The 25956-nt window shown below is 42.5% G+C and carries 12 protein-coding genes and 1 pseudogene; 3 read left to right on the top strand and 10 right to left on the bottom strand.

What is annotated here, in order from left to right; all coding sequences use genetic code 11:
* Window positions 1–5: 5 nt before the first annotated feature.
* The 10 genes and pseudogenes from N7E81_RS01165 to N7E81_RS19370 form a co-directional block, all read right to left on the bottom strand.
* Window positions 6–3206 carry a caspase family protein gene (locus N7E81_RS01165; RefSeq protein WP_263051451.1) on the bottom strand — a complete coding sequence of 1067 codons (3201 nt, stop codon included), beginning with the start codon at window positions 3204–3206 and terminating at the stop codon, window positions 6–8.
* A 136-nt stretch (window positions 3207–3342) separates the two neighbouring features.
* On the bottom strand, window positions 3343–5253 hold the full coding sequence (locus tag N7E81_RS01160; protein ID WP_263051450.1) for an outer membrane protein assembly factor BamB family protein: 1911 nt from the start codon (window positions 5251–5253) through the stop codon (window positions 3343–3345).
* Window positions 5254–5354: 101 nt separating this feature from the next.
* Window positions 5355–6107 (bottom strand): NRDE family protein, encoded by a 753-nt coding sequence (locus tag N7E81_RS01155; RefSeq protein ID WP_263051449.1) that lies wholly within the window; start codon window positions 6105–6107, stop codon window positions 5355–5357.
* A 93-nt stretch (window positions 6108–6200) separates the two neighbouring features.
* Window positions 6201–6839: a LolA family protein gene (locus N7E81_RS01150; protein ID WP_263051448.1), complete on the bottom strand. Its 639-nt coding sequence runs from the start codon at window positions 6837–6839 to the stop codon at window positions 6201–6203.
* 81 nt (window positions 6840–6920) lie between these two features.
* Window positions 6921–9470 (bottom strand): FtsK/SpoIIIE family DNA translocase, encoded by a 2550-nt coding sequence (locus tag N7E81_RS01145; RefSeq protein WP_263051447.1) that lies wholly within the window; start codon window positions 9468–9470, stop codon window positions 6921–6923.
* A 67-nt stretch (window positions 9471–9537) separates the two neighbouring features.
* Entirely contained in the window at window positions 9538–10566 is a 1029-nt protein-coding gene (locus N7E81_RS01140) for a quinone-dependent dihydroorotate dehydrogenase (RefSeq protein ID WP_263051446.1), read from the bottom strand.
* Window positions 10567–10826: 260 nt separating this feature from the next.
* Entirely contained in the window at window positions 10827–12383 is a 1557-nt protein-coding gene (locus N7E81_RS01135; protein WP_263051445.1) for a T9SS type A sorting domain-containing protein, read from the bottom strand.
* 208 nt (window positions 12384–12591) lie between these two features.
* Window positions 12592–17727 (bottom strand): T9SS type A sorting domain-containing protein, encoded by a 5136-nt coding sequence (locus tag N7E81_RS01130; protein ID WP_263051444.1) that lies wholly within the window; start codon window positions 17725–17727, stop codon window positions 12592–12594.
* Window positions 17728–18248: 521 nt separating this feature from the next.
* A complete protein-coding gene (locus N7E81_RS01125) occupies window positions 18249–19805 on the bottom strand; it encodes a T9SS type A sorting domain-containing protein (RefSeq protein WP_263051443.1) in 1557 nt (518 codons plus the stop codon).
* Between the two features lie 166 nt (window positions 19806–19971).
* A pseudogene (locus N7E81_RS19370) lies at window positions 19972–20149 on the bottom strand (tyrosine-type recombinase/integrase); the annotation flags it as partial.
* A gap of 230 nt (window positions 20150–20379) precedes the next feature.
* Between N7E81_RS19370 and N7E81_RS01115 the strand changes: the two are divergent.
* The 3 genes from N7E81_RS01115 to N7E81_RS01105 all read left to right on the top strand — a co-directional run bounded on the left by N7E81_RS01115 (window position 20380) and on the right by N7E81_RS01105 (window position 25934).
* Window positions 20380–23598, top strand: coding sequence for a PAS domain-containing protein (locus tag N7E81_RS01115; RefSeq protein WP_263051442.1), 3219 nt, complete (start codon window positions 20380–20382; stop codon window positions 23596–23598).
* Window positions 23599–23730: 132 nt separating this feature from the next.
* Complete coding sequence (locus tag N7E81_RS01110; protein WP_263051441.1) at window positions 23731–25095, top strand: ATP-binding protein; 1365 nt, start codon at window positions 23731–23733, stop codon at window positions 25093–25095.
* A 137-nt stretch (window positions 25096–25232) separates the two neighbouring features.
* Window positions 25233–25934, top strand: coding sequence for a LytR/AlgR family response regulator transcription factor (locus N7E81_RS01105; RefSeq protein ID WP_263051440.1), 702 nt, complete (start codon window positions 25233–25235; stop codon window positions 25932–25934).
* The last annotated feature ends 22 nt before the right edge of the window (window positions 25935–25956 follow it).

The following is a 25956-nucleotide window of genomic DNA, read 5'->3' as shown; positions in this document are numbered from 1 at the left end:
TTTTATTAGTAAATTCTAAAATCGTTTTTCACATTTTCTTCACGCGAAGTAGGTACTTGATTGCCTTTGCTTTTTTTAGTAACCTGATCGCCTACCCATTTGCGCATTTCGGAGATGGTATAGCTTCTGTTTCGATCGGTGTCGGCACGTCTGGTGGTGATGCCTTCTATAAAGCTGGCTGTAAACAGCCCATTGGCAGAGTTTAGGCCTTCGGCAGCAAACTCTGTTCCCCCTGCTGCTGAAATGACTGTGGCACCAGTGCCTTTTCTCAGGTCGCCAAATAATGATTTTGAGAGCTCTAATGTGTTTTGTAGCCCAAAGCTGTTTTCCTTGAGTTTTACAAATCCTCTAGCCGACCGGAAAGACACACCGCCACTTTTTTTGGCAGAGGCAGTTACGGTTTGTACATCCTCGTCATCGAGCTCACCAGAGTGGCAAGTGTCCATAAGCAATATTTTGTTGCGACAAGGGATACCATCTATCAAAGTTTCTATTTGTCCATAAGACAGTCCTCCACTTGCTGGATTGTTGAAATCGATATTGTTGGTGGCAAAGTAATAGTTGTAACTTTGGTCAAGTACACCGTGGCCTGCTATGAAGATTGCAACAATGTCATCCACCTTAGCTTGGGCTACAAAGGAACGAACAGCCATTATATTAGCATCGGTGGCATTAGCGTTTATGAGTAGTTTGGTGTACACTTTTTCGTAGGCACTAGAGCCAGACAAAGTCTGGACGATATCTTGGGCATCTTTGGCTGCAAAGGCTAGATTGTAGTCTGCTTGCTGGTACTCAGATACTCCTATGCTGACGATATATAGGTCGGGCTTGTCCCATTCTGCGGTGTATTGAATGTCAAACTTTTCTGGGATTGCCTCCTGCCCTTTGGTGTTGGTTGCTGTGATTTTGATTTCGTTTAGTCCGTTGCCTAGTTCGAATGACAAGGTTTGGCTGATCTGGTGAGCTGGTGAGACCGCCATGCCTTTCGAGCCAAAGACAGGTACGTCGTTAGCATATACCTGTAGTTGTTGGATCGGATAGTTTTTGTCTGTAGCCACTACTTTTATGGTAAGTGTTTTTTGATTGGTTTCTAGGGGGAGGTTGTCATAGTCTATTTTTACTTCTGGCAAGTCGAAAGTGTTGCCTAGGTCGGTTTCGGAATAGCCTAATCGTTTTAATCGTCGGTCATAAGCTGCTTTGTAGGAGTCGATGAGTTTGCTGGGGGCATAGCCGATTCTACTAGCTACTAGATCTGGGCGGTTGTACTTGAGTTCCAATTGTTCGAATGGCAGTATTTTGTTGTCAGACTTGAAAGCAATAGCATTGGCAGCGGCTTTGGATGAAGTGTAGTACAAATCGGGTGTGTAGGTGATGAAATCATTGTTGCCGATGAGTGCCATGGTTGCGGTACGTTTTTTACCAGCGAGCTCATACATCGCTATTTCCCCATTTTCGTTGGTGCTGATAAGGTATTTGCCGTCTTTGCTGAAGACTGCATCGGTGAGTCTACCACTTTGTGTTTCAGAAAAGTAGTCTGTTTGGCCTTTTTTTACCTTCAGGGTATAATCATCCCAACTTACGGTATAGTCTTGGTTTTGGTATTTGTCTTCTAAAGTTTCATAGTCTACTTTGAGTTTTTTCTTGGCTTTAGATTCACTGATAGACCAAATTTTCACTTCGCCATCGGCAGTGGCAGCATAGACTTCGTCGTTATCGTCGGGAGCATATTTTACCCAGACGGTTTGTTTTTTGCTTTCAAGAAAAGAACGGAGTTGTCTGCCTGTGGTGAAGTTCCACATTTTGAAAAATTCGGTATTTACCGAGGCCGTTAAAAATGATTTGCCATCTTCTGCGATGTCTATGCTACACACATCTGAAGAGCGATCAAAAGTGCGTACTAGCTGACCTGTGGTGATGTCCCATACGGTAAGATTACGGTCTAGCGAACCCACCATGATGTGTTGGCCATCTGGGAGTACATCTACAGCCAAGGCTGGCTGCACGAAGCCTTCGAGATCTCTGATTTTTCTTCCTGAATTATAATCCCACAATTTGATTTTCCGATCATCATCGGCGGAGACGACTGTTCTGTAGTCTGGCGACATGGCGAGTGAATTGAGGCCAAGTCCTGTGCCTTTGATTTCTTTGACCACAGGAGGGACATATTGGGTAGCTTCTTTGTTGCCTGGTTCTGGGAAATCGGCATTTTCAATATCATACACTACCATGCTAAATTTTTCATTTACGATGACCTTGGTTTGATCTTGATTAAATAGTGCGACGGCTCTGGGGTGACTGGATTGCCACCGAATGGGTTTCATCACTTCAGTGAATTGATTTTTGTCTTCAGACAACTCTATGATGGAAATGATGGAATTTCCGATGGTGTCGTCGGATTCGTCTTTGGCTGCAGCCAATGGTAAAAAGGTGTTTTGCGAAATCAGTACTTTGCTGCCATCGTTGGTAAACTCGATGTTGCTATAGTTCATAATGTAGAAAGTGGCCATGCCTTTACCTACATTGCCTTTGGCTAGGTTCATAGCTAAGGCTATGGGTGTCATGATCGTTTTGGCGTAAGCCTGAGCAGCGGCGGATCCTTTCCAATGGTTGAGTACGTCGTCTATGATTTTGCCTTTCTGCAGATCCACCAGTAGCAGCTCTACACCATTGTTTTTATACCCTCCAGAGATGAGACGAGTACCGTCTGGTGAAATGCCAATTGCTTTGATGGCGGCATTGAAACCTTTGATGGTTTTGAGTGTATCTCCTTTTAGATTCCAGACTTTGAGCATATTGTCATCGCCACCAGAGACGAGATATTGTTGGTCTTTGGTGAATTTCACGGTATTTACACTGCCTTCATGTGCCTGAATGGTGAGTTTATTTTCCCCTGTTTTGGCATCCCAGATAAGGAGCTTTCCTTCTAGGTCACCAGATACGAGGAGTCGACCGTCGTTTGATATTTCCATACATTGGATAGGAGAGGTGTGGGCATTGAAGGTATTGATGTCTACTCCAGTTTTTACGTCCCACATTTTGATGGATTTGTCGTCGCTTGCTGAGTATACGGCACTGCCATCGGGAGCGTATTTCAAACTGTTGATTGCGGCTGTGTGGCCTTGTCGGACGATGAGTTGGTTGTTATTTTGCGCTAATGAAAGCGTGCAAATAAAGAAAGTCAGTATGAATAAGATTGAGCGTTGCATGTCAGGGAGTTTTATCTTTCATTAAAGAGATCGCTTCAGGTTCACTCTTTTCTACTAGCGTTTGAAACCCAGATCCTTAGGTCTGAAAATGACTGCCCCAGCCTAAGCCAGGACAGTCTCCGCTATGGATTTGTATTTATAAGCTATAGCTAATGATTTGTTTTTTGTCGGCTTTGAAAAACACTTGTCCAGACAAAGGGTCGTAGTCGTAAATAGGCTCTTTGTCGCCCAATAGTAGTGTGGCTAGTTCTTCGCCTGTATTTTTATCTACTTTTACGATACCAGCACTTTTAGCTTGTCCTCCTGCGCCTACTCTGGAAAGTACCATTCGGATACTACCCCTAGAGATGGAGGCGGTAAATAGTTTCTTGGCCTCATCAGCAAGCATACCCGCGGCTTTAGAAAAATCTTCAGATTGCTGAGCGTACATTTTGCTGTAGTATGTTTCTCCACCATAGGCACTGCGATGCTGAGCAGATTCCATAGCTGTACCTGCTGCCATGGCTATCATAGCGGCTTGGGATACTCTTAGGGCAATTTTGGCTGCCAGACTCATGCCAGGTGCTTCCCAGTATTCTTTCCAGCGAATCGATCCGTCAGTTTCTAGCATGATCATATTCTGACTAGAGCTTACTAGATATCCGCCATCTACCAATTCGATACGCTCTGGCACTTCGTCTCCTTCAAACTGTTTGTCCAGTTTGGGGACGAGTACTTTGTAGTCGCCAGAGAACAGATCCACTTCATACAAGTCTCCATCTATGTACATCAGCTCGGTGCCCATTTCAGGTCTGTACCGTACGCTAGGTACTTCCAGCATTCCTTTTTTGTCCCAAGTTTTTGTGCCGTCATATTGGATCAGTCCCAGTCTTCCTTTGATGTCTGAATACATGATGCCATTGGCAATGATTTGATCGATGTTGATACCATTTATTTTTTCATCCCAGATTACATCACCTGTATTTTTATCAAGTAGTACCAGCCTTTTGGTCTTTTGGGTAACTGCGATGCCGTGATCTCCGAGGTCGATGACAGTACCGTCTACTTTCTTTACTCTCCATTTTTTAGTACCAGAGTTGAGGTCGTAGAGTTCGAAATTAGACCCGTCGTTGACTACTACGCCATATCCCATAGCGGACATAGCAGGTACTTCTTTGAGTTTCATTTCTTGTTCCCAAAGTTTCTTCCCAGATTTCATATCTACAGCAGACAGGGCACCACTGTTTTTTTTCTTTTCGAAGAAGTATCCCGTAGACAAATCCAGACTGAGGTCGAAGCTCTCAAAAGTTTGATTTTTGTGTTCTGTGTTGTAGTCCCAGATCACTTTTCCAGTTTTAGCATTGATTCTGGCAATTCTGGTTTTGCCAGGCATGATGATGTCGCCGTTTTCCAACACAAATGGAAAGTTTTCACATGAGATGTTTGTGTCTTCCCAGATTACTTTGGCACTGGGTAGCTCTACCATTTTTGTGATTTGAAGCCAAGGTTTCCCTTTTTGCATATAGTCTTGCCATGCAGCAGATATTATGACCATGCGCAACTCTGGAATGTAGCCCGTCGCATTGTAGTTGAAAGTAGGCATTTCTTTGCCTAGCCATTTGGTGATTGGCATTTCTGCTATTTCAGGGCTCATCACCTCTTTGCCATTTTGCATATTGATAATGGCGTAGTTTTTATACATGCCTGTGGCATCTGAGTACTTGATTTCAATAAAATCGGAAACCTCGGGATATTCTGGGTCTTCTAAGATGCTTACAAAACGCTCAAAGGCTACTGCTGCATCTATTTTTTTACCATCGTCTCCTTTTACATTTTTTGCTGAGTTCAGAATGTCGTTGCTCCATAGTTTGTTGCCATCGCGAGAGTCTACTCCGTGCAATTTGAAGTCGTTGGTGCCGATGAGGAGGATGCCCGATTCGGTGATTTTGTTCCAAGCAATTTCTTTGTCAAAATCAAGTTGCCATAAGGCATCTTGTGCTCTAGAGACTCCGCTAATGAGAAGCAGACCGAAGAGTAAAATTCCATATTTCAGACTGTAGGTTTTCATAATAGTTCCAAGTTTTGATTGTTTTTGGAATAAAATTAGAACCGTACAGAAGGGGCTTCAATCCGTATCGTTAGGTATATTGATGCTTTTTGTAATAGGGATTAAAGGATAAAGTCTACTTGATCTTCTTTTTGTCCTAGATGAGCGTGGGAGTGCTCGGAAAAGTGTGTCTGTGTTTTGTCTTTTATCAGCGCCGTAGAGCACCGGGTACCATAGTCAGGAGTGGTAATATACATTGCAGATAAGGCACGTTCCCATTCGATGGGTATCCCCGTTTGAGGTAGCAGGTGATCTGGGGCGATGGTTTGGTCTTGCACTAAGGTCAAGAGATCTTTTGTTGATAGATTTTCATTAGATAGTATGTGACCTAAGCGTTCTTTTCCAACTTTTACTTTTGGCCAAGGCTCATTGAGTAGGGCGTTGCTAAGTCCATAGATACCTGAGGGTAGCGATATTATTTCGTGGTTTATGTTGTTGTAATACCACAAGTTATCCTGATCGCCCACAAGCAAATTGAAACCATTGTATGGGATGTTAGAAGATTTGATTTTATGCAAGTACTCTTCTGGCTCGCTGTTGGTTATGAGGAAATCTTTGGTGAGCGATCCGCGACTGGGAGCTTGGGGGTTGATGTGTTTGGGATCGCGATAGTTAGTGAGTGCGGCAAATCGCCCTGACTGAGTAATGCCCATCCAAGTGCCTCCTGCCGTTAGGTCTTTGCCTGCGATCAGCGAAGGGTGTGCTGGCCAGACCTGAGCTGGCTGCGTAGGACGGTTGTAAAATTCATCTCTATTAGCAGAGAGTACTAAGTTATATTTGGGATGTTTTTTCCAAGCAAAGAGAATGAGACACATGTGTTTTTTATTTAAACATAAAAAAAGGCTGTTTCAAAAGTCCTAATTGTTTTGATACAGCCTCTTTTGTGGTCATTTCTTTGAGTGTAATGATTACCTAAAATCGATCACCTCGGTGCCTACATATTTAGATTTGTCGTAGGCAAATGTTTGGTCGGTGATGCTTGCATCTTCTTTGAAGCTCAAGACCTTATAGAGGTATCTGCTGCCAGACTTGTCAAATACTTTGAAGCTTTTGAGTGATTGGTCGGTAGTAGAAATTTCCATTCTTATTTTGAAATAATCCTTTTCACGATCTTCAGGAACCAAGTCGATCACGTCTATGGAGCCATTGTTTCTAGACTCGGTGTACACGTATTTGAAGCCAGTCTTGTAGATGTTGAAGATGTTTGAAAGTGAAATTTCTTCTTCTTCAGGATCGTATGACGCGATGGTCATTTCATTTTCTTCTTTCAAGTAAGTGTAGATACTAGTACCGTCGAAAGTCACTTGCTGCTCGTCCATGATGAGCATATACTTATTTCCTTTTACGAGTATGGTGCCTCTAAACCCTTCGTCTATTTCATCTCCTTCGTCCTCCATGGTATAAGAAAACTCTGCTCTAAAGGCAGGTATTTTCTGATATTTTGCGCTCATGGCGTCTAGTATTTCTTTGGCTGCAGGGTCTTTTTGAGCGATGGCTTGGGAGAGTACTGCGATGCTGAGTATAAATAGGAATTGAATTGACTTCATAAGCTTTTATTTTATTAATGGTTGAATACGGGTGGGCAATTTGCACATTTCATGCCAAATATAATTAGTTAATTTATTTCGTTAAAGACCGTTGAGTTCGTTGAGGATAAGTTCTAGTGATTGTTCGTCGGGTACCAAGACTTCACGTGCCTTACTGCCTTCGAATGATCCTACTATACCAGCAGCTTCGAGCTGGTCTATCAATCTTCCTGCTCTGTTGTAGCCAAGCTTTAGTTTTCTCTGTACCAACGATGTACTGCCTTGCTGGTGCATTACGATCAATCTTGCTGCATCTTCGAAAAGTACATCTCTGTCTTTGAGGTCAGCTTCACCAAGGCCACCACTTTCTCCGTCTTCGCCTACAAATTCAGGCAGTAAATAGGCTGAATCATAACCTTGCTGATCACCTACAAACTCACAGATACGATCTACTTCTGGTGTATCTACAAATCCACACTGTAGTCGAATGATGTCAGAGCCGAGTGATAGGAGCATGTCTCCCATGCCTACGAGTTGTTCTGCACCACCAGCATCGAGAATCGTGCGAGAGTCAATCTTTGAGGTTACTCTAAAAGAAAGTCTTGCGGGGAAGTTGGCTTTGATTACACCTGTAATAACGTTTACAGATGGGCGCTGAGTAGCTACTACCAAGTGAATACCAATCGCACGAGCTAGCTGAGCCAATCGGGCAATTGGTGTTTCCACTTCCTTGCCTGCAGTCATCATCAAATCGGCCAACTCGTCGATGACCAAGACGATGTAGGGCAAGAACTTATGCCCTTTGTTAGGGTTCAGCTTACGCTCTACAAATTTCTTATTGTATTCTTTTAGATTTCTACAGCCTGCATTTTTCAGCATGTCGTAGCGATTGTCCATTTCTATACAGAGCGAATTGAGTGTATGAATCACCTTTTTGGTATCGGTAATAATTGCTTCGTCGGTGCCTGGTAGCATGGCTAGGAAGTGCTTCTCGATTTTATTGAATAAGGTCAATTCAACTTTTTTAGGATCTACCAGTACAAATTTTAATTGCGACGGATGTTTTTTGTAAATCAAAGAGGTCAAAAGGATATTCAGTCCTACAGATTTACCTTGCCCTGTAGCTCCTGCCATGAGCAGGTGAGGCATTTTTGCTAAGTCGGTCACAAAGACTTCGTTGGATATGGTTTTTCCAAGTACAATGGGCAGCTCATAGGTGCTCTTCATAAACTTGTCGGTGGTTAGGATCGATTTTACATCCACCATCTCACGGTTCTTATTTGGTACTTCTATACCAATAGTACCTTTGCCAGGAATAGGCGCAATGATCCTGATGCCTAGCGCAGCCAAACTGAGCGCAATGTCATCTTCCAGATTTTTGATCTTGGATATTTTCACCCCAGCTTCGGGAACGATTTCATATAGGGTAACGGTAGGGCCTATGGTCGCCTTGATACTAGAAATACCAATTTTGAAGTTGATCAGTGTAGCTACAATATTGTCTTTGTTCTGTTCTAGCTCTTCTTTGGATACCTGTACATTTTTTTCGGGATAGTCGATGAGTAGGTCTGGAGTGGGGTAGACATACTTAGCTAGATCTAGGGTGGGGTCATAGTTTTCTAGTTGCGTAGTTACTTGCTCTTTGTTGGCGGGTTTTTCTACTTGAAGTGCGAGATCATCATCTGTTGCTTCTATTGGGGTTACTATTTTGTTTTCTACCAATGGAGCTGCAGGCTCTTCTACATTCAGTACCAGTTCGGGTTTGTCTTGTTTTTTTGAGGTTGGTTTTTTGATGTCTACCGTCCATTCTTCTACATCTTCGGCTGCTTGCGATTGGGCTTGGGCTTCTTCTTTTTCTACTTCTTCTTTGATTGCTTCTACTACTGCAGCTATGGTTTCAGAATCGTCGCCCTCTTCTTTAGGTTTTTTGAATATTCTTTCCATTTGCTCTCCCTCTGCTGTTTCATCCGATCCTTCACTTGCCTCTACTTCTTCATTGGCTATTTGATCCAATCGGCTGTCTAAAGACGGTAATCCCCCTAGACCTACCATTTGAGTGATATTGAAGAAGTATACAGAGAATACAGCTAAGGCAAATAGTAAAAACAGGAGAGTACCCCAGCCCATAAGACTGTCTAGTAAGATGGCTAATTCGAAACCTGTGGCACCACCGAGGAATCCCCAGATGTTGATACGCTCAGAGTTGATCATGAAATAGCCAATGAAAATGCTTACCCAGAGAAGAAAGAATAAGGTAAACCAAAAAGATTTGGAAATGGGAAGTATCTCGCGGTCAAAAACAATTTTATACCCAATCAAGAAAAAAAATGGAGGGATCAAAAAGGAAGCAATGCCAAAAAACTGATAGATAAAGTAATGGGCCGTAAAGGCACCAAATAACCCTAGCCAGTTTTCGGCCTCCTGACCAGAAGCCTTTAGCCCAGTGTCAGCAATATTGCCCATGAGGCTTTGATCTGCTTGCCCTGTGAACAGGTAGGAGATAAAAGCAGTAAGCAGGAACAAGCTAGAGATAAGTGTAAGAAAGCCGAGTGATAATTGAAAACGTCTGTCGCTCAAAAAGCCGATTGAAATAGTGGGCAACTTAAACTGTCTTTTCTCTTTGGTAGTATTCCTGAAAGTATTCTTGGCCATTGATGTGGATTTGAAATGTAAATTAATCAAAATGGGTACAAATATTAACCCCTGCGCAATGGATCAGTTATTTAGACAGGGATTTGTTGATTGCAGAGATCAGTGCAGGCCCTTCATAAATAAATCCACTATACACTTGTACCAAACTGGCTCCTGCATTCATTTTCTCTAACGCTGATTTGCCTGAGTTTATTCCTCCCACTCCGATGATTGGGAATGCGCCATTCGACTTTTCTTGAAGAAAACGGATCACCTCGGTGGATTTGGCTTGTACAGGTTTGCCACTCAGACCGCCTGCACCTATGGTTTCCACTTCGGTAGATGAGGTCTTTAAGCCTGATCGGTCGATGGTGGTATTGGTAGCGATCACACCATCTATTTTGGTTTCGTTTACAATTTCTATGATGTCTATCAGTTGCTCTTCGGTCAAGTCTGGTGCTATTTTCAAGAGAATTGGCTTGGTCGTTGGACGTTTTTTGTTCTCCGTCATTAGGGTGTTGAGGATGTTGGATAGTGGCTTTTTCTCTTGTAACTCTCGAAGTCCAGGGGTGTTGGGCGAGCTTACATTGACCACAAAATAGTCTACTACGTCGAAGAGCTCATTGAAACAAATAATATAGTCCGTGACGGCTTCTTCATTAGGCGTAATCTTGTTTTTTCCAATATTGCCGCCCACGAGGATGTTAGATTTTCTTTTGGCTAATCTTTTTTTAATGACATCCACGCCGTCGTTGTTGAATCCCATTCGGTTGATTAGTGCTTGATCTTTTTTTAGTCTAAATAGCCTTGGTTGAGGGTTGCCAGGTTGAGGTTTAGGTGTGACCGTTCCGATTTCTACAAATCCAAATCCCATCGCAGCAAACATGTCAATGGCTTCGGCGTTCTTGTCTAAGCCAGCTGCTAGTCCTACTTTGTTAGGGAATTTTAACCCAAACAGTTCCGTAGCTTGTCCCTTATTCTTTTGGCTATATGCCAATGAAAACAGAAAACGACCCAAAGGAAGCGTGTTGATCACCCTCATCATAAAAAAGGTGAGGTGATGGGCGTTTTCTGGCTGAAACAGGAATAAAAAAGGACGGATGAGCAGTTTGTACATAGTTGAAATCAATAAGCTGCAAATGTAGTAGGAATGGTTGATGGCGAAAACGGGAAGCTTTAAAAAAAAACTCTTGACTACTCCACTCTAAACAATCAGTATTCCTTGTTAGATAATTCTGATTGGCGTGAAGGTGGGATAACTATTGCCCAGCTTCACGCTGGGCAATCTGATTCGTGAGGCAAACTTCTCGAATAGCGCAGAGGTTTTTCTGGTAGATTATCCGACTGCTCCCTGCCGTTGTATCGGGTAATGACGTGCTAGTTTTTAATAAACTTCGTCTGAATAACCTCTTCATTCAATACTATTTTTAGTATATAAATATCAGGAAGTAAAGTTGATACATCAATCTGTCGGTTTTTTACTGCCAAATTATATTGTTGGCCACTGGTATTGTAAATGGCCACGCTGGCGACATCAATAGCTGAAGATATATTCAAAAATTGTGAAGTAGGGTTAGGGTGCAAAACCAAAGGCGAATTTGATAAGCTTGCCGAAACAGTAGGCGAGTATTCCGTATAGCCATCAAAATCTACCATTTTTAGTCGATAATAGGATTTCCCCACTAAAGGTTGGTAATCTTTCCACTCGTAGTTATTCATAGAGGAAGAATTATGATGTGAACTCATACGACCCATTGCCTCGAATTTTTCTCCGTCTTCACTTCTCTGGATTTCGAAATAATCGTGATTGATTTCTGAAGCCGTTTGCCATTGCAGCAAAGTATGATCTAGTTGATTACTGGCTTTGAAGGAGGTGAGTTCTACGGGGAGGGCATCACCAGTTGCAGCTATTGTAAACTCGCCAAAAGCGTTAATTCCAGACGTGGAAATGAATCTGGGGTCAGTATTACTATCTGTAATGTCGGCTATTTCAGTCCATCCACTACCACTATCATTGAAGACCGCCTGGTTGGCAATTCCGTTGTCCCAATTGGAGAACCATAGAAAGGTAAGAACTTGAATTGAGGGTGGGTTGTCGGAAATGATTTGCCAGGTACAATCAATGGATTCATCCATACTGACAACTCCAGTCACTCTACCATTCGATCCGGTGGTCCTGCTGATAGTTACATTTCCCAAATCATTCCCTCCTGCATTTGCCACTCCTAAAAAAGAGAAAGTGCCAGTACCAACGGCACGCTGTTCCATAGTCACAGTGCCTTCGACATACGCCGTGGAAGTTTCTGTGATGTCTGATGCTGTATTGCTTAGGAATAGGCCATTACTGTTTGGATCCACTACTATTATTCCATTGGTAAGTGTTACAGATCCGGTTACTGTTAGTCTTTCAAGGTCAAAACCTAGGGTAAAACCATTGACGGATATATTGTTGACCGTAACATCTGCATTACTACCACCTCCATTTGAAAGTGATATGTTTTTGGTGATTGACAGGTCTTCATTATAAGTACCTGAATATAGATATATAATGCTTGATGATGCTAGGTCAATACCATCTTGTATACTTCCTGTAGATTGCACATATACCAATCCGGCAGTGATTAGACCAACTGTAAGGGTGATATCTGCATTTAAGGTGACTACGCCAAAAGTAGCATCTGGACCTCCACTATGAATCAAGTCAACCTCTTTATTAATAGTTAGAGGAGCTTCAGGGTAATCACCACCTTCAATATAAATTTTATCGTTGTTACTGGCGATACCAATGATATATGATAAAGTGGCACAAGGATTTCCAAACAAACAATCATTAGCGTTAGAGCCTCCAGTTGTTAGATAGTAGTCCGTACCTTTTAAAGTCAATGGAACAAATAAAATAAAAAGAAGCGCAGCCTTTTTTAGCAATGTAGTCATGATGGAGACTTTAGGTAAATACAAGTAAATTAATTCTGGGATAAAGTCACAAGATTAAAATTAAATAATTAAAATCTAATCTTTGAATTTTAATAAAAGGGATAAGGCTTCTGTTTTTTCTACTACTCGTTGCGACAGCAATGAGTAGTAGCATTCGTCCAACCACTGAGCCGCTTAGAATCCCTTGTCAGGTGACTCTGATTGGTAATTACTCTTTAATAAATTTGGATTGAGTTACTCCCACATTTGAAATTATTTTCAAAATATAGATACCAGGCTGTAGGGAAGAAACATCAATTTGTTGGTTTTGAATGGCCAGATGGGTTCTTTTTCCGCTGGTGTTGTAAGCTTCGACGCTACTGGCTTGAATGTCTGATTGAATATTCAAGGTTTTGGAAGTCGGATTAGGAAACAAGACCAAAGATTGATTGGAAAAGCTTACCGAAACGATGGGCGAGTACTCGGTGTGGCCATCGAAATCCACCATTTTCAATCTATAGTACGATTTTCCCGATAGGGGCTTATAGTCTTTCTTCTCATAGTTTTGTAGCGTAGTGGAGTTGTGGTGAGAACTGACTTTTTCCAGGGCTTCGAAATTTTCTCTATCCCTGCTTCTTTGAATCTCAAAATAGTCATGGTTGATTTCTGAGGCCGTTTGCCAATTGAGTAATACATGATCTAATTCGTTTTTGGCCTTGAAAGAAACTAGCTCTACAGGAAGGGCGGCGCCGTCAGATGCAAAAGTCCACATGCCTAGATCATCTAAACCAGTTATGCTAAAAGTCCTAGGGTCAGAACCGCTTAGGTCATTGGACCCTCCGATTTGTACCCAGCCTGAGCCAGGGTCTCTGAAAATACCCATACTCTGTAGTTGCGTGTTGGTGTAGCCGTTGTCGAATGCTGAGAACCAGCTAAATTCGATGTTTGTAACCCCTATTGGTGCGGTGGTTGAGGTGATCTCCCACACAGCGGCGATAGAGTTGTCAGGCAAGCCCGTTACGACTGCATTGGGTCCCGTTGTGCGGGTTATTGAAACTTCGCCAAGTGATGAAGTAGTAAACAGGCTGACCCCCAGATTATTGATGATTGGGCCTGTTGAATATACTTCGGGTTGCATAGTCACGGTACCTGTGATGTAAGCTGTGCTACTTTCTGTAATGTCTCCAGCCAATGTGCCGAGAGACATGGCACCAGATTGAATGTCAATAAAGGAATTGGTCAGTGTAATATCGCCATGAACGAGTAGATCACCTTGAATAGTCAGGGTTTTGTTGCCTGTGACTGTGAGGTCATCTATCTCAGGTGTACCTGTCAAGATTACCGTTAAGTTTTTGGTAATAGATATGAGACTGCCTGTATAATCTCCATCGTTTACATTCAGTGTACCTCCTTCATCTATCAGATCATGTGCTTCTTGTTTTCTTGATGTGCCCATGGTTTGGCTTCCGAGTGTGGTGATATATAGGCTACTTAGGTCAGGTTGAAAGCCTTCGGTAACCAGATCTGTATCCGTGCCGCTGGCAAAGTATGGGGTGAAGTCGTCGTCTACACCCACCCATAATGCTATTTCGTTCTCATCTATAGAGTTGAAGTAATTGAATGAAAGATCGATCCCGCCTCCGTCGGAGATAGTGCCATTGCCGTTTTCATTGAATGATGAAAGGGAAATGCTGATGGAGCTATTGGCATCTTCTAAATGAAAACCATCAAAAATACCACCTATTTGCGTACCTGGGCTGGTAAAGTAGCTGTTGGTGACTGTGCATTGACCGTAAGCTCTCGCGGCTATATTATGTCCGCCCGTGCCACTGGCTGGGTCTGCTCCATTTTCACTGATGTTGCTTTGTGTAATGTCTAGGGTCGCATTTCGTCCACGGACATACACCCCACGGTTTAGGTTGTCGTGGATATGGCTGTTGGTCATGGTCGCAGTGATGCCTATATCATCGTCATCGGTACCGTCCCATCCACCAGGCCCTGTGTTTTCTTGAAAATCAGCCATGTATATAGCGGAGTAGTCAGTCTGTGAGTTGCCCACACCAGAGATGTCTACATTGTCAATGATAATGGTGACATCATCAATAGTACTGGCCGAAGAACTGCCTTTGGCAAACACGTAAATCCCTGCTTGCGTGTCGGGCTGTGCCAAATCAGCATCTGGCCCATCAAAATCGCTGATGGTGACGTTCTGCACGGTAACATAAGCTGGTGCAAACAACGTAGACCTATCTGTATTGTCTACTTCTATACCTTTGGTACACTCGGTGATTTCACCTCCGTCGATTAATAGTGGATCACTTGAATTGTCTGCATAATAGACCAGATAACCATAAGAGGCACCGCTGATATTATTGTTTGAAAAACTCACATTTGAATTTAGAAATGTATGGCCTAAAACACCTATACTGGGGTTGGTTGCATTGACAGGGTCTTCCAGAGCAAGCATATTCACCAGATTATCCGAAACGTTAATGGTAGTTCCAATGGTATTGTAAATAGATATACCTGAGCTGTTGGCATAGATAACATTGTTTTGTACTGTGCAGGAAACGCCAGCCAAAGATGAATAGGTTATACCTGTAAGTGCATTGGATGATAAGGCATTAGTACCTATCTGAAATCCATCAATCGTCACGTTAAAGTTACCAACTGTCATCACGTCATCATTGGAGGCTGGGTCGACGATGGTTTCGTTGCCTCGTGTACCGTTTCCAGATATACCAGCATTTGCTCCATTTAATGTAAGGTTTTTGTTGATATCGAGATTTTCAGCAAACACACCGCTGGATACGTTTACTGTGCCAGCGTCGGCTGAGAGGTCGATGGCTTCTTGTATGGTGGCAGGAGAGGATACGTTCACCACATCTGCGGTGATACCTGTGTAGGTGTTTCCTGTTACCTCTAAAGTGATTTCATCCAATACCGGACTGCCTGTACCGATGATGTCGATGTCTTTGTGGACGGTGAGGGATTCTGCGTACGTGCCAGTGGCGATGCGCAGTGTACCTGTGCCATCGGCCACCATGGCATACCCTGCCGCTACCGTTTTTTTCGGATCACCCATGGTACCAGCACCCGTATCATCTGTGGCTGTACCATCTACATAGACGTTATCTGAGGAAGTGAAATTCGTACCACCCTCATTACCCAGAGTAAAGTGATAAGAGGCGATGCCTGCCGTAATGGGGTTGGGGTGGTTAGTACCTGGAGTAAGTATAGGTGAGGTGCCGCTGCCGCCTAGATTGACCCAGTCGGCACCTTGTAGATGTGCCACACGGAGATTGGTTGGGTCAGATACTTGCTCACGATGGTCATAGGTGAGTGCCACTCTGCTCACGTTGCTGACATCGGCAGGGCTAGATGGCGTGATCACCCATTCTGCATTGTTGGCCAGTGCATCGAGCGGGTCTGTTCCGGCAAACGTCGGTGCTGCATCTGGGTCACTTTCGTTGAAAATTCCATCATAGGTTTCACTTACTACTTGATTTACACCTTTCATCAGGAGTTGTTTGTAGGTAGTTTGTCCTATTGGAAAGATCAATTGGTTGTTAACATTAGCTCCCGCGACGACTAACGAAAAAGTACCTTTGACGTAGGAGTCGTTGCTGCCATGGATCGGTGTACCTGTCATTACCATATCGAATGCACTCGCATCGATGTAGCCCTGCTCGAGTGCCAGATGTTCGGTTTGCATATCTGCAGTCAAAGTAATGTCTGCTCCCGCGCGATTGACCACTACGCGATCAAATGTACCTGATGTACGCAGAGTAGTCACATCGCCGCTGCCTACTAGTACTAGGCCTCCCGCATCGTTAGCGGTGATGCTACCTGAACCAGTCTGAGTACCCTCCAATACCATGTTATAATCTCCGACGAGCAGGTTGTTGGTCAGATCTAGTGAACCTGAAATAGCCACATCTCCTGCAAGGGTCAAGTTTCCGCCATTCACCGTTAGGTTTTCGAAAGTGACTCGGCTGTCGCTGTCCAAATAGCCTGCGCCTGGAAAGCTAAGTGTCAAAGCCCTAGTGACTGTAGTGGTACCTGAGACAGTGCCGGCCAATATATGTTGGATGGTGTTGCCAGTGCCTGCTATCGCGTCGGTAAGTGTGGCATAAGTGATATGGTTTTCATCAACTATCGGATTGGTCAGCACGAGACCATTGTCTATGTCGATCGAGGCTGTGCTAAAAGTAGCAGTGTTTGGTGTGGCTGCTCCTTGCCAGTGATTGTGATCAGCGGTCAGGGTACCATTATTTTCTTCATTGATCAATTCATATCCACCTGACGCCTGGTCAAATACACAGTGCTGGAGGGTGACGGTACTCATGTCAACCCCGTTGTTGTCAGTCTTGTCAACTTCTCCAAACCTTAAGTCGTTGACCAATCCATCAATGTAAACGCCGTCCAGTGTGACATTGGATAATGAAGCGGGGACTGCATTGTATGAAGGCGCATCGGTACGCGCTTTGATAGTCATACCAACGGGTCTTCGTGCTTCACTAGTTCCAGCATTGTTGGGGCCTAGACTCCCACATCCAGATATGTATGAATTGCGGATCGTGATATCGGTATAAGTGTCTGATTTTAAATTGATGTCGATCCCCGCATTCCATGCGTAAGTGGCGTCCGTGCCACTGTTTACTACAGAGATGTTTTCAAAAAGGGCATTGTTCAGCTTTTCTATGTACATGCCCTTTCTTGTATTGTTGTTGAAGGTCGAGTTGCGGATCGTTACGTTGGTGACGGCATTGTTGGAGCCATTATCATTTTGTAGATAGAGACCATAGGAGGCATTGTCCATGGTGGTATTGGTGATGGTGAGCCCATCGATGCTTCCCGTATTATTTACCCAAAAAGCAGTGTTGGTGGCATCATTGAGGTTGCAATTATCCACTGTAATGTCGGTCAGTGAGAGTGTTGCGACTTCTATGTTTCGAGCATAGCCATTGACGGCCGCATGACGCAGGGTGAAATTGGACGCCCGAATATCTATACCGGGGGAAGTGCCTCCCGTGACTTGTACATTTTCTATCGTTACATTATCTGCAGAGATGAGGAGGTTGTTTAGAATCGTGAGATCTGGACCCAGTCCCCTGAGGGTAACGCCTATGTCGATTTCGTCATCTGGAAAAGTACCCTCGCCCAAGATAAGCACATCACCTTCATTAGCTGAGAAAATGGCATGATCCAGTGTACAAGGGGAGTTTGGGTTTTCACAATCTCCTGAAGTAACCCCACCTACTTCTACATAGCGATGGACGGTTTGGGCTAGCGTAATAGGTGTGATTCCTATAATTAATAGTATGATCGAAATAAAGTGAGTGAATAAGGGTTTGCTGGACATAAGATAGGTGTTTTAGGCCGGAGGTTTTTATCCTCAGGTGATACTCATATTAAATTTAATGCATGCAGGGCTTATCATGTATTGTGTAAATATCGTGAAATTTAAAGTTAGTATAAAAGAAGGTTTAATGAAGAATTTAAGGCTTTCTTGATTGGTTGATGGTTTTCGGAAAGGAAAACGTCACTTCGAAAGGCAATCGGCGAAGGTGGGTACCTGAGAAGTCTCAAGCTATGCATGACTGCACGGCATTTGAGAGTGGAGCACGCGATGATTTTGATCGCCTGGAAATAGTTTGAGACTTCTCGCCTATGGTTTTTCTCAGGGTGCTTCATTTAGGTTTCTAGATACCTGATTTATATATGCTTTTGGGCTCGAAGGGACGGTTGGGTCTACGATGTCCAAAAAATAATAACGTCACTTCGAAAGGTAACCGACGGAGGAGGGCACCAGAGAAGTCTCAAGCTAAGAAGTGCGCTTGGTTGGCGGTGCTTGTCAACCAGCACCGCCTAAATTTTGTGATATTATTCCTTAATGAATTTCTTCACGCTGACTCCACCACTAGAAACGATGGCGAGTGCGTAGATGCCGGGGGCTATTCCTGAAAGATCGATTGTATGGTCATGTAAATCAGCGCGCAACTGCTGACCCGAAGTATTGAAGATCTCTATGCGCTCGATTTCCGCATCAGCGGTGATGCTGATCGATTCCTTTGCAGGATTTGGATACAGGGTGATCGAGGAACCAGCGTTATGGGTTACTGCGATTGTCTTGGAGTATTCAAACGAACCATCGAAATCCACCATTTTGAGTCGGTAGTAGGACGTGCTACTTGGCGATGGGCTGTAGTCTTTCCAGTCGTATGTCTGGATTTCGTAACTGTTGTGATGCGAACTGAGACGTCCGATGGCTTCAAAATTTTCTCCATCCCTGCTTCTTTGAATCTCAAAATAGTCATGGTTGATTTCTGAGGCCGTTTGCCATTGGAGAAATACATGATTTAAATAGTCGGTAGCATCGAATGCTAATAGTTCTACTGGGAGGGAGGAGCCATCTTCTGACACCGTAAAGGAGCCAAAGGCATCTATATTCAGGAAATTGATAGTCCTGCCACTTGCATCAGCGGGGTCATTATTTGCATCCCAATTTGAACCTGTCTTGCGGTATATATCCATGGGGTTCAATGTCAGCCCATTGTCAAATGGAGAAACCCAATGGAGTTCTAGGCTGGTGGCAGATGGTGTGCCGGTGGAAGTAATATCCCAAACCACAGCAATTGAATTAGCCGGGTTTCCATCTACCACGGCGGCAGAGCCAGTAGTTCTTGTAATAGTAACGTCACCAATATTCGACGAATTTGTAACATTGGCACCTAGGAAGTCAATGGAGCCGGTTCCTACCGGACGTGTGAGCATAGTGACTTTACCTGTCACATAGTTAGAGTTCGTTTCGACTATATCTGATGCACCAGTACCCAAATAAAGAGTAGACTGTGTATTTATAATGCCATTAGTTAAAGTGACATTGCCTGAGATCGTCATATTCGCGTCGGTAGTCAGTGTAGCGCCGTTATCCATTTCAATGTTTGTAATAGTAATTGGATCACTGATTGAAGTAAAGGATAGGTCCTTGTTAAAAGTCACCGATTCATTGTAGACCCCAGTTCGAACTTCTATATACCCTGCTCCTGAGGGGGGGCATAGGTCTACAGCGTCTTGTATTGAGCCGCCGGGATTGACTTGTACCACCTCGGCTTCCATTAGCCCAATGGTAAAGTTTATATTGGCATTTAGTGTAACTATACCAAATGTAGATTTACCACTAATGTCGATTAGCTTTATTGTGTGATCAATTGTAGGAGAGCCCATATATACCCCTCCTTCTACGTAGATATTGTCGTTGTCTGCTACAAGCGTCATGATATGATCCAATGTAGCACAAGGGTCTCCTGAGAGAAGACAATCATTGCTGTCATCGCCAGTAGGAGCAGGTGCCAGATAATAATCTTCCGGTTGACCTTTTACAATAAATGGAAGAAAACATGCGAAAAGCAAAACTATGTTTTTAATGGTCGGGTTCATGGTTGGATATAGCTGGAGATAATAGAATATAACGGTATCTTTATTAAAAGTAATAAAATAATGCATTTTGCACGAAATATTGGTAAGCTAATTCATTATCGCTAAACGATTTTGGTTTGGCGCAGAATGATATTCTTTGGATTAGCAAATCATTAGATCAATGAGTCTAGCTCATCGGATGAAAATCACGGATTATTTGCCGCAGGTAATCTCGATCCAGGTGGGTGTAAATCTCTGTCGTCGTGATGGATTCATGGCCGAGCATCTCCTGTACCGCGCGCAGATCAGCAGACCCCCTCGATCAAGTGTGTGGCGAACGAATGACGGAAAGTATGCGGACTGATTTTATTAGATTAGACCTGATTTTGATTGGCAGGCTATGGATGCTGGCAAAAAAATCCTGTAATTCAGTTGTGTTATCCTCAGTTTAAAATCACAAATTTCCCGTGATGTAATACGGAACTTATTTAAGTCATTGAATCCGTGATATCAGTGCAATTATCAAGTCATTCATTACTAGGACTCTTCATTTTCCTGTTATATTTAGGAAACCGAAACCTAATTTGTAGTTTATATGATTTTAACCAAAAATGAGTTGTTGGATTCCGACGAAGGCAAGAATGATTATTATAGTTATTCAAATCTGTCGCTATTAATTGCCCTTTTCGTCGTAATGGCAGGAGTTATGATCCTGCTAGGTTGGGTGTTGGATGTAGAAGTACTCAAACGGCCAACCTCTGGTCTCGTAGCTGTCAATCCCATGACAGCAATTTGCTTTGTTTTATCTGGGGGTGGGATTATTGGACTTTTGAAAAAAGGAAAATTTGATCTGTTCAACGGTGTGGTGAAGATGGTAGTACTCCTATTGTTCATCATATGTTTGATAAAGGTGGTGAACCTAATTACTCAATCAGAATTTCAAATAGATCATGTGATCTGTACAGAGCAGCTCATGGTGGATATGGAGAAAGGAAAGCTGAATAGTATGGCACCCAATACAGTGCTCGGGTTTCTATTATTCGCTATGGCTTTGGTGCTATCGGCTAAAGAGCGTGCCATACAGGTAGCGAATTGGCTAGCGGCTACTGTATTTGTAGTGGGTTTTTTTTCGGTGATTGGCTATTTATACCGTGTAGGGGAGTTTAGGGGGATTTTGGCCTTTCTACCGATGTCATTTTATACAGCGATAGGATTTATTCTGATATCAGTGGGTTTGCTTTTTATCAATTCGAATAGTGGGTTTATGAAAGTGATAAACAGTCCCTACTCTGGAGGCCGTGTGGCTAAGAGACTCATTCCATTGATCATCATTATTCCTGTGTTGTTTGGTTATTTGCGAATACTTATGGAATCCAATACAGCCATGAGTACAGAGCTTGGTATATCCATACTCATAGGGTGCATTATTGTGGCTTTGCTGATTACTACTTGGTTTTTGATTAGGGTACTTAATCGCAGAGATAAAATTCAGGAAAGCCTAAGGCAAACACAGGAGCAATTCAGGAGTGCTTTCGAATTTTCTGCCATTGGGATGGCACTGGTTTCGACCTCTGGAAAATGGCTGAGTATCAATAAAAAACTGAGCGAGATTATCGGCTATCCTAAAGGCGAATTGGAAAAGATGACTTTTCAGGATATTACCCATCCAGAGGATTTGGAGAGAGATATGCGTCAGGTACAGCAACTCATAGCAGGAGAAATAGATGGCTACCAGATGGAAAAGAGATATTTCCACAAAGACGGTCATTTAGTCTGGGCACTATTGAGCGTATCTTTGGTGCGAGATGGGGCAGGACGCCCACTTCATTTTGTATCTCAGATAGAAAATATCACTCAAAGAAAGGAAGCCGAAATTGCATTGAAGAGCGTTTCTAGCCGTTTGAAATTGGCTACACAAGCGGCTAAAATTGGCATTTGGGAATTCGATGTGTTCCATGAAACATTAAACTGGGATAATACCATGTACTCGCTATATGGGATTACTAAAGAAAGTTTTTCTGGGGAGTATCAGATCTGGCGCAACGGTGTTCATCCAGAGGATTTAGAAAGAGTAGATCAGGAAGTAGCTGCAGCCCTATCTGGGGAGAAAAAATTTGATACTGAGTTTAGGATCGTTTGGCCAGATCTATCTGTACACCATATTCGAGCGCTGGCTTTGGTAGAGCGTGACGACAATGGACAACCGCTTCGGATGGTAGGTACTAACTGGGACATTACTGCAGACAAAAATTATAAAGAAGCACTTCGGCAAACTTCAGCATTGGCCGAAGTAGCCAAGCAGGAGGCCATCGCTTCGGCAAAAGCCAAAGAAAACTTCCTGTCTACGATGAGCCATGAAATCAGAACGCCGCTCAATGCCATACTAGGCGTGACCAACCTGTTGCTTTCTGAAGAGATGAAAGCGGAGCATCTGGAGCATTTAGGTTTATTGAAATTTTCTGGTGAAAATCTGCTTGCACTCATCAATGACATTCTAGACTATAATAAGATAGACGCTGGTAAGATAGAGTTTGAACAGATCGATTTTGATCTTAAAAAACTGTTGACTCGCATTAAACAAACGCAGGCACCTAAAGTGAAAGAAAAAGGGCTTGATTTGATACTTAGGTATGACGAAGCATTACCACATGTATTTGTTGGGGATTCTGTAAGAGTGTCGCAAATCATCAACAACCTGCTGAGCAATGCCATTAAATTTACCGAAGAAGGGTTTATCAAATTGGGCGTCTCGTTAGTTTCGCAAGAGGCCGAACAAGCCACTATTCATTTCGAGATACACGATACTGGGATTGGGATCGAAAAGTCCAATCAATCGATGATTTTTGAGAATTTTTCTCAAGCCAGTGGAGATACGACCAGAAAGTTTGGAGGCACAGGACTGGGATTGGCCATCACGAAGAAGTTATTGGAATTTATGGGTAGTGAGATTCGACTCGATAGCGATTTGGGATTTGGGTCGGTTTTCTCATTTGATGTGGTTTTGCCTATAGGCAACAATGAACCCAAACCAGCGAAGAGTAAGGTCAAAGAAACGACATTTGCCAATGTAGCAGATAGAAATATCAAAGTGCTAGTAGCCGAAGACAACCGAGCCAATCAGATCGTATTAGAAAAATTTTTAGACAAGTGGGGCATCAAAATGGACTTTGTGGAGAATGGTAAAGAGGCCGTAGAAAAAGCAGAATCTGAAGCTTATGATATGATACTGATGGATCTGCAAATGCCTGAAATGGACGGCTATCAAGCAACGCAGAGTATTCGAAGTGGAGCACCCGAATATGCCAAACAGGTCCCCATTATTGCACTTACAGCTTCGGCAATGCTAGACGTACGGAAGAAAGTGAAAGAACTCGGTATGACTGATTTTATCACCAAACCTTTCAGCCCAGAAGAACTCTATAAAAAGATCGTTAAATACCATGGTGCGGTGAGAGTGAAAAAAACAGCAGGTTTGCCTGAAACTGCTATTTTTCAAAAAATAATGAACTATACAGATGGGGATCTTGCCTTTGTCAATGAAGTCACAGATCACTATTTGGATAACTATAAAACCTTCAGAATTCAGTTTTCAGAAGCACAGGCGCTGGGTGATATGGATCAATTGAAAGTAGCCTGTGAGAAGATAAGAGTAAGCAATGAGGCATTGGATATTGTAAGCATGGATGATTTTTTTAGTAAACTAGACATACTCAAACCCTCAAAAGTAACGGATAGAAAAATGTTTGAAGGTGTGAAAACGGCTTGTTTGGAGATTATAAAAGATCTGAAGGCCATTAAAACAGCTTTGAGCTAATTGAGCCTTCACCGTGGAAATACGTATAGTCGACCCTAAACTGAATACTTTGATCGAGTAAAAAAAAGAAGAGCAAATTCAATGAATAACTTGTGGGCTTAAGGGATATAAAAGCAGCATAGAATAGGGAGCATGAAATACATTCAATACAAGTCAGAACTTCTCGATAAGACGGCACAATTAGTAGTTTTAAATCAAAATGGTCGTTTTCTTGATTCATGCCATACGTTAGAAGACCTCTCTGATTTTGAAGGGACTATTTTTAAAAAAAGCCATTTTCTGAATAGTAATAAAATTCAAATCCTAGACTTGCAGGTAGGAGAAGTGCTTAATTTTTTCTGTGTCACCGATTCCTTTTTTAGTAGCGATCATATTTGCGACTATCGCATAGAAAAAGTGGCTGTAGAAGGGCAGTATCATTATCATTGGTTCATTCAGGATCATACGCAGTTGTACAAAGAAATAATTGAAAGAGAATTGGGTGAAAAAGGAGTAGTAAAAGAGAATCAAGACTTACGTCAAACAATCAGAGAACTGGAGCAAGAAAAAATCATCAACCAAGCCATATATAACAAACTACATCATGAAATAAAAACGCCGATCGCAGGGCTGAAATTTTTGTCTAAATCGATCAGTGAGCATTTGGAGGCGGAGACCAAAAAAAGATATCAATTGAGCTGTGGTATCATCACCAGCTACCTAGAGCACGCTGTCAACCAACTAACAGCTAATGAACTCAAGGAAACGAACACACCATTCAAAATCGATCAAATCATTGCAGCAGTAGAGGATACTTTCCTTGGCGAAACTGATGTGCACTTGGTGTTTGAAAAGGAATTTGAATCATCCATCGTGATAGGCAATAAGCATAAGCTTTATACGGGGATTGTTCGTTTGATCAGTATTATCAATGAAAGTCGCCCCGATGGTCATGTGCGAGTCATTTTTGCTTACGATACACCTACAAGATCAATCAGGCTTACATTCAAATCCAATCTCTTGCCCGATGCGCAACAGCGAATGGCTCAAAAATACCTAGAAGTAAGTGGCTCATTCGATCTTAGAGCAGAAAAGGGTGCGTTGGTGATCACTTGCCCTGTAGAAGAAATAAAGATGCTCAAAACATCTGCTGATAAAAAATCGAAATCAGAGGTGAAGGAAATTACTAAAGCACATTTTCCATATCTGTATCAGATAACTAACCAAGACGATGAAATGGTTCGAGACATTATAGAAGGAGTGCTAGATGTGGTTCCTTTCGAACTAGAAAAGATGATGAAACAGTACGAAGCTCGAGATTTTGATGCTCTAGCTCGTACTTCGCACAAGGTGAAACCCAATTTTGAAAACTTAGAACAGAAGCAGTTTATTTCCAAAATATTTGAGATAGAAGAGGCGGCAATCAATAAAAATGACACCTATCTCAATATGAATTTGGAGTTGTTTGTTCGTGAGGCGAGTGCCAAAATAGAAGAACTAAAAAGTATCTATACATAGGTAAATTAGAAGGGTTGGTCAAACCAATTTTAAAATACTAAGGAAGTCAATTAATTATGAGCATAGATTTTTGTACCTTTTAAAAGGAGTATCATGTATCGAGTACAAAAAAACAAAACCACTAACCTAATAGTATTATGTCAAAGAAAATAACTTGTATTGCTATCGATGACGAGTTCATCGCGCTAAAAATTATTACATCTCTTATAGAGCAAACAGGGTTTCTAACGTTGCTTGGCTCCTATCAAAGTGCGATGGAGGGCACCAATGCAATCATAGAATTAGAGCCAGACATTGTGTTTCTCGATGTACAAATGCCAGAAGTCAGTGGTTTGGATATTATCAAATCATTGAATAAAAAACCAGAAATCATACTGGTGACTTCTCAAGAAAAATATGCGGTAGAGGCATTCAAATTTGATGTTACAGATTATCTAGTAAAACCCATAGAAAGCTACACACGCTTTATGAAAGCGGTGACTAAGGCCAAAGACAATCTGACCCAGAAGGAAGAAAAAATAACAGGTGGAGATGCTGTTTTTATGAAAATAGATTTTCTACTGACCAAGGTGCATTTCGAATCGATATTGTACGTAGAGGGCTATGGTGATTATATAAAAGTGCATACTACGGACAAGACTCATGTGGTATATTACAAGTTGAGCAGCATAGAAGAGAGACTGCCCAAAGATTTGTTTATGCGTGTACATCGCTCGTATCTAGTACAGATCAATAAAATTGACAACATTGATCAAAATAGCCTACTTATTGGCGATTCAATAGTGCCTGTAAGTGCCAAATATAAGCCTGAATTATTGACGAAAATCCAATTGCTTTGATGTCCAGATAGGATGTTTGTGA

This window comes from Reichenbachiella carrageenanivorans, from assembly GCF_025639805.1.
GTDB lineage: Bacteria > Bacteroidota > Bacteroidia > Cytophagales > Cyclobacteriaceae > Reichenbachiella > Reichenbachiella carrageenanivorans.
This window is presented reverse-complemented; position numbering and strand designations above follow the sequence as displayed.

Bases quoted from the DNA above. Each gene is read 5' to 3' on its own strand.
- N7E81_RS01165 (WP_263051451.1), bottom strand. From the start codon at position 3,206: ATGCAACGCTCAATCTTATTCATACTGACTTTCTTTATTTGCACGCTT.
- N7E81_RS01160 (WP_263051450.1), bottom strand. From the start codon at position 5,253: ATGAAAACCTACAGTCTGAAATATGGAATTTTACTCTTCGGTCTGCTT.
- N7E81_RS01155 (WP_263051449.1), bottom strand. From the start codon at position 6,107: ATGTGTCTCATTCTCTTTGCTTGGAAAAAACATCCCAAATATAACTTA.
- N7E81_RS01150 (WP_263051448.1), bottom strand. From the start codon at position 6,839: ATGAAGTCAATTCAATTCCTATTTATACTCAGCATCGCAGTACTCTCC.
- N7E81_RS01145 (WP_263051447.1), bottom strand. From the start codon at position 9,470: ATGGCCAAGAATACTTTCAGGAATACTACCAAAGAGAAAAGACAGTTT.
- N7E81_RS01140 (WP_263051446.1), bottom strand. From the start codon at position 10,566: ATGTACAAACTGCTCATCCGTCCTTTTTTATTCCTGTTTCAGCCAGAA.
- N7E81_RS01135 (WP_263051445.1), bottom strand. From the start codon at position 12,383: ATGACTACATTGCTAAAAAAGGCTGCGCTTCTTTTTATTTTATTTGTT.
- N7E81_RS01130 (WP_263051444.1), bottom strand. From the start codon at position 17,727: ATGTCCAGCAAACCCTTATTCACTCACTTTATTTCGATCATACTATTA.
- N7E81_RS01125 (WP_263051443.1), bottom strand. From the start codon at position 19,805: ATGAACCCGACCATTAAAAACATAGTTTTGCTTTTCGCATGTTTTCTT.
- N7E81_RS01115 (WP_263051442.1), top strand. From the start codon at position 20,380: ATGATTTTAACCAAAAATGAGTTGTTGGATTCCGACGAAGGCAAGAAT.
- N7E81_RS01110 (WP_263051441.1), top strand. From the start codon at position 23,731: ATGAAATACATTCAATACAAGTCAGAACTTCTCGATAAGACGGCACAA.
- N7E81_RS01105 (WP_263051440.1), top strand. From the start codon at position 25,233: ATGTCAAAGAAAATAACTTGTATTGCTATCGATGACGAGTTCATCGCG.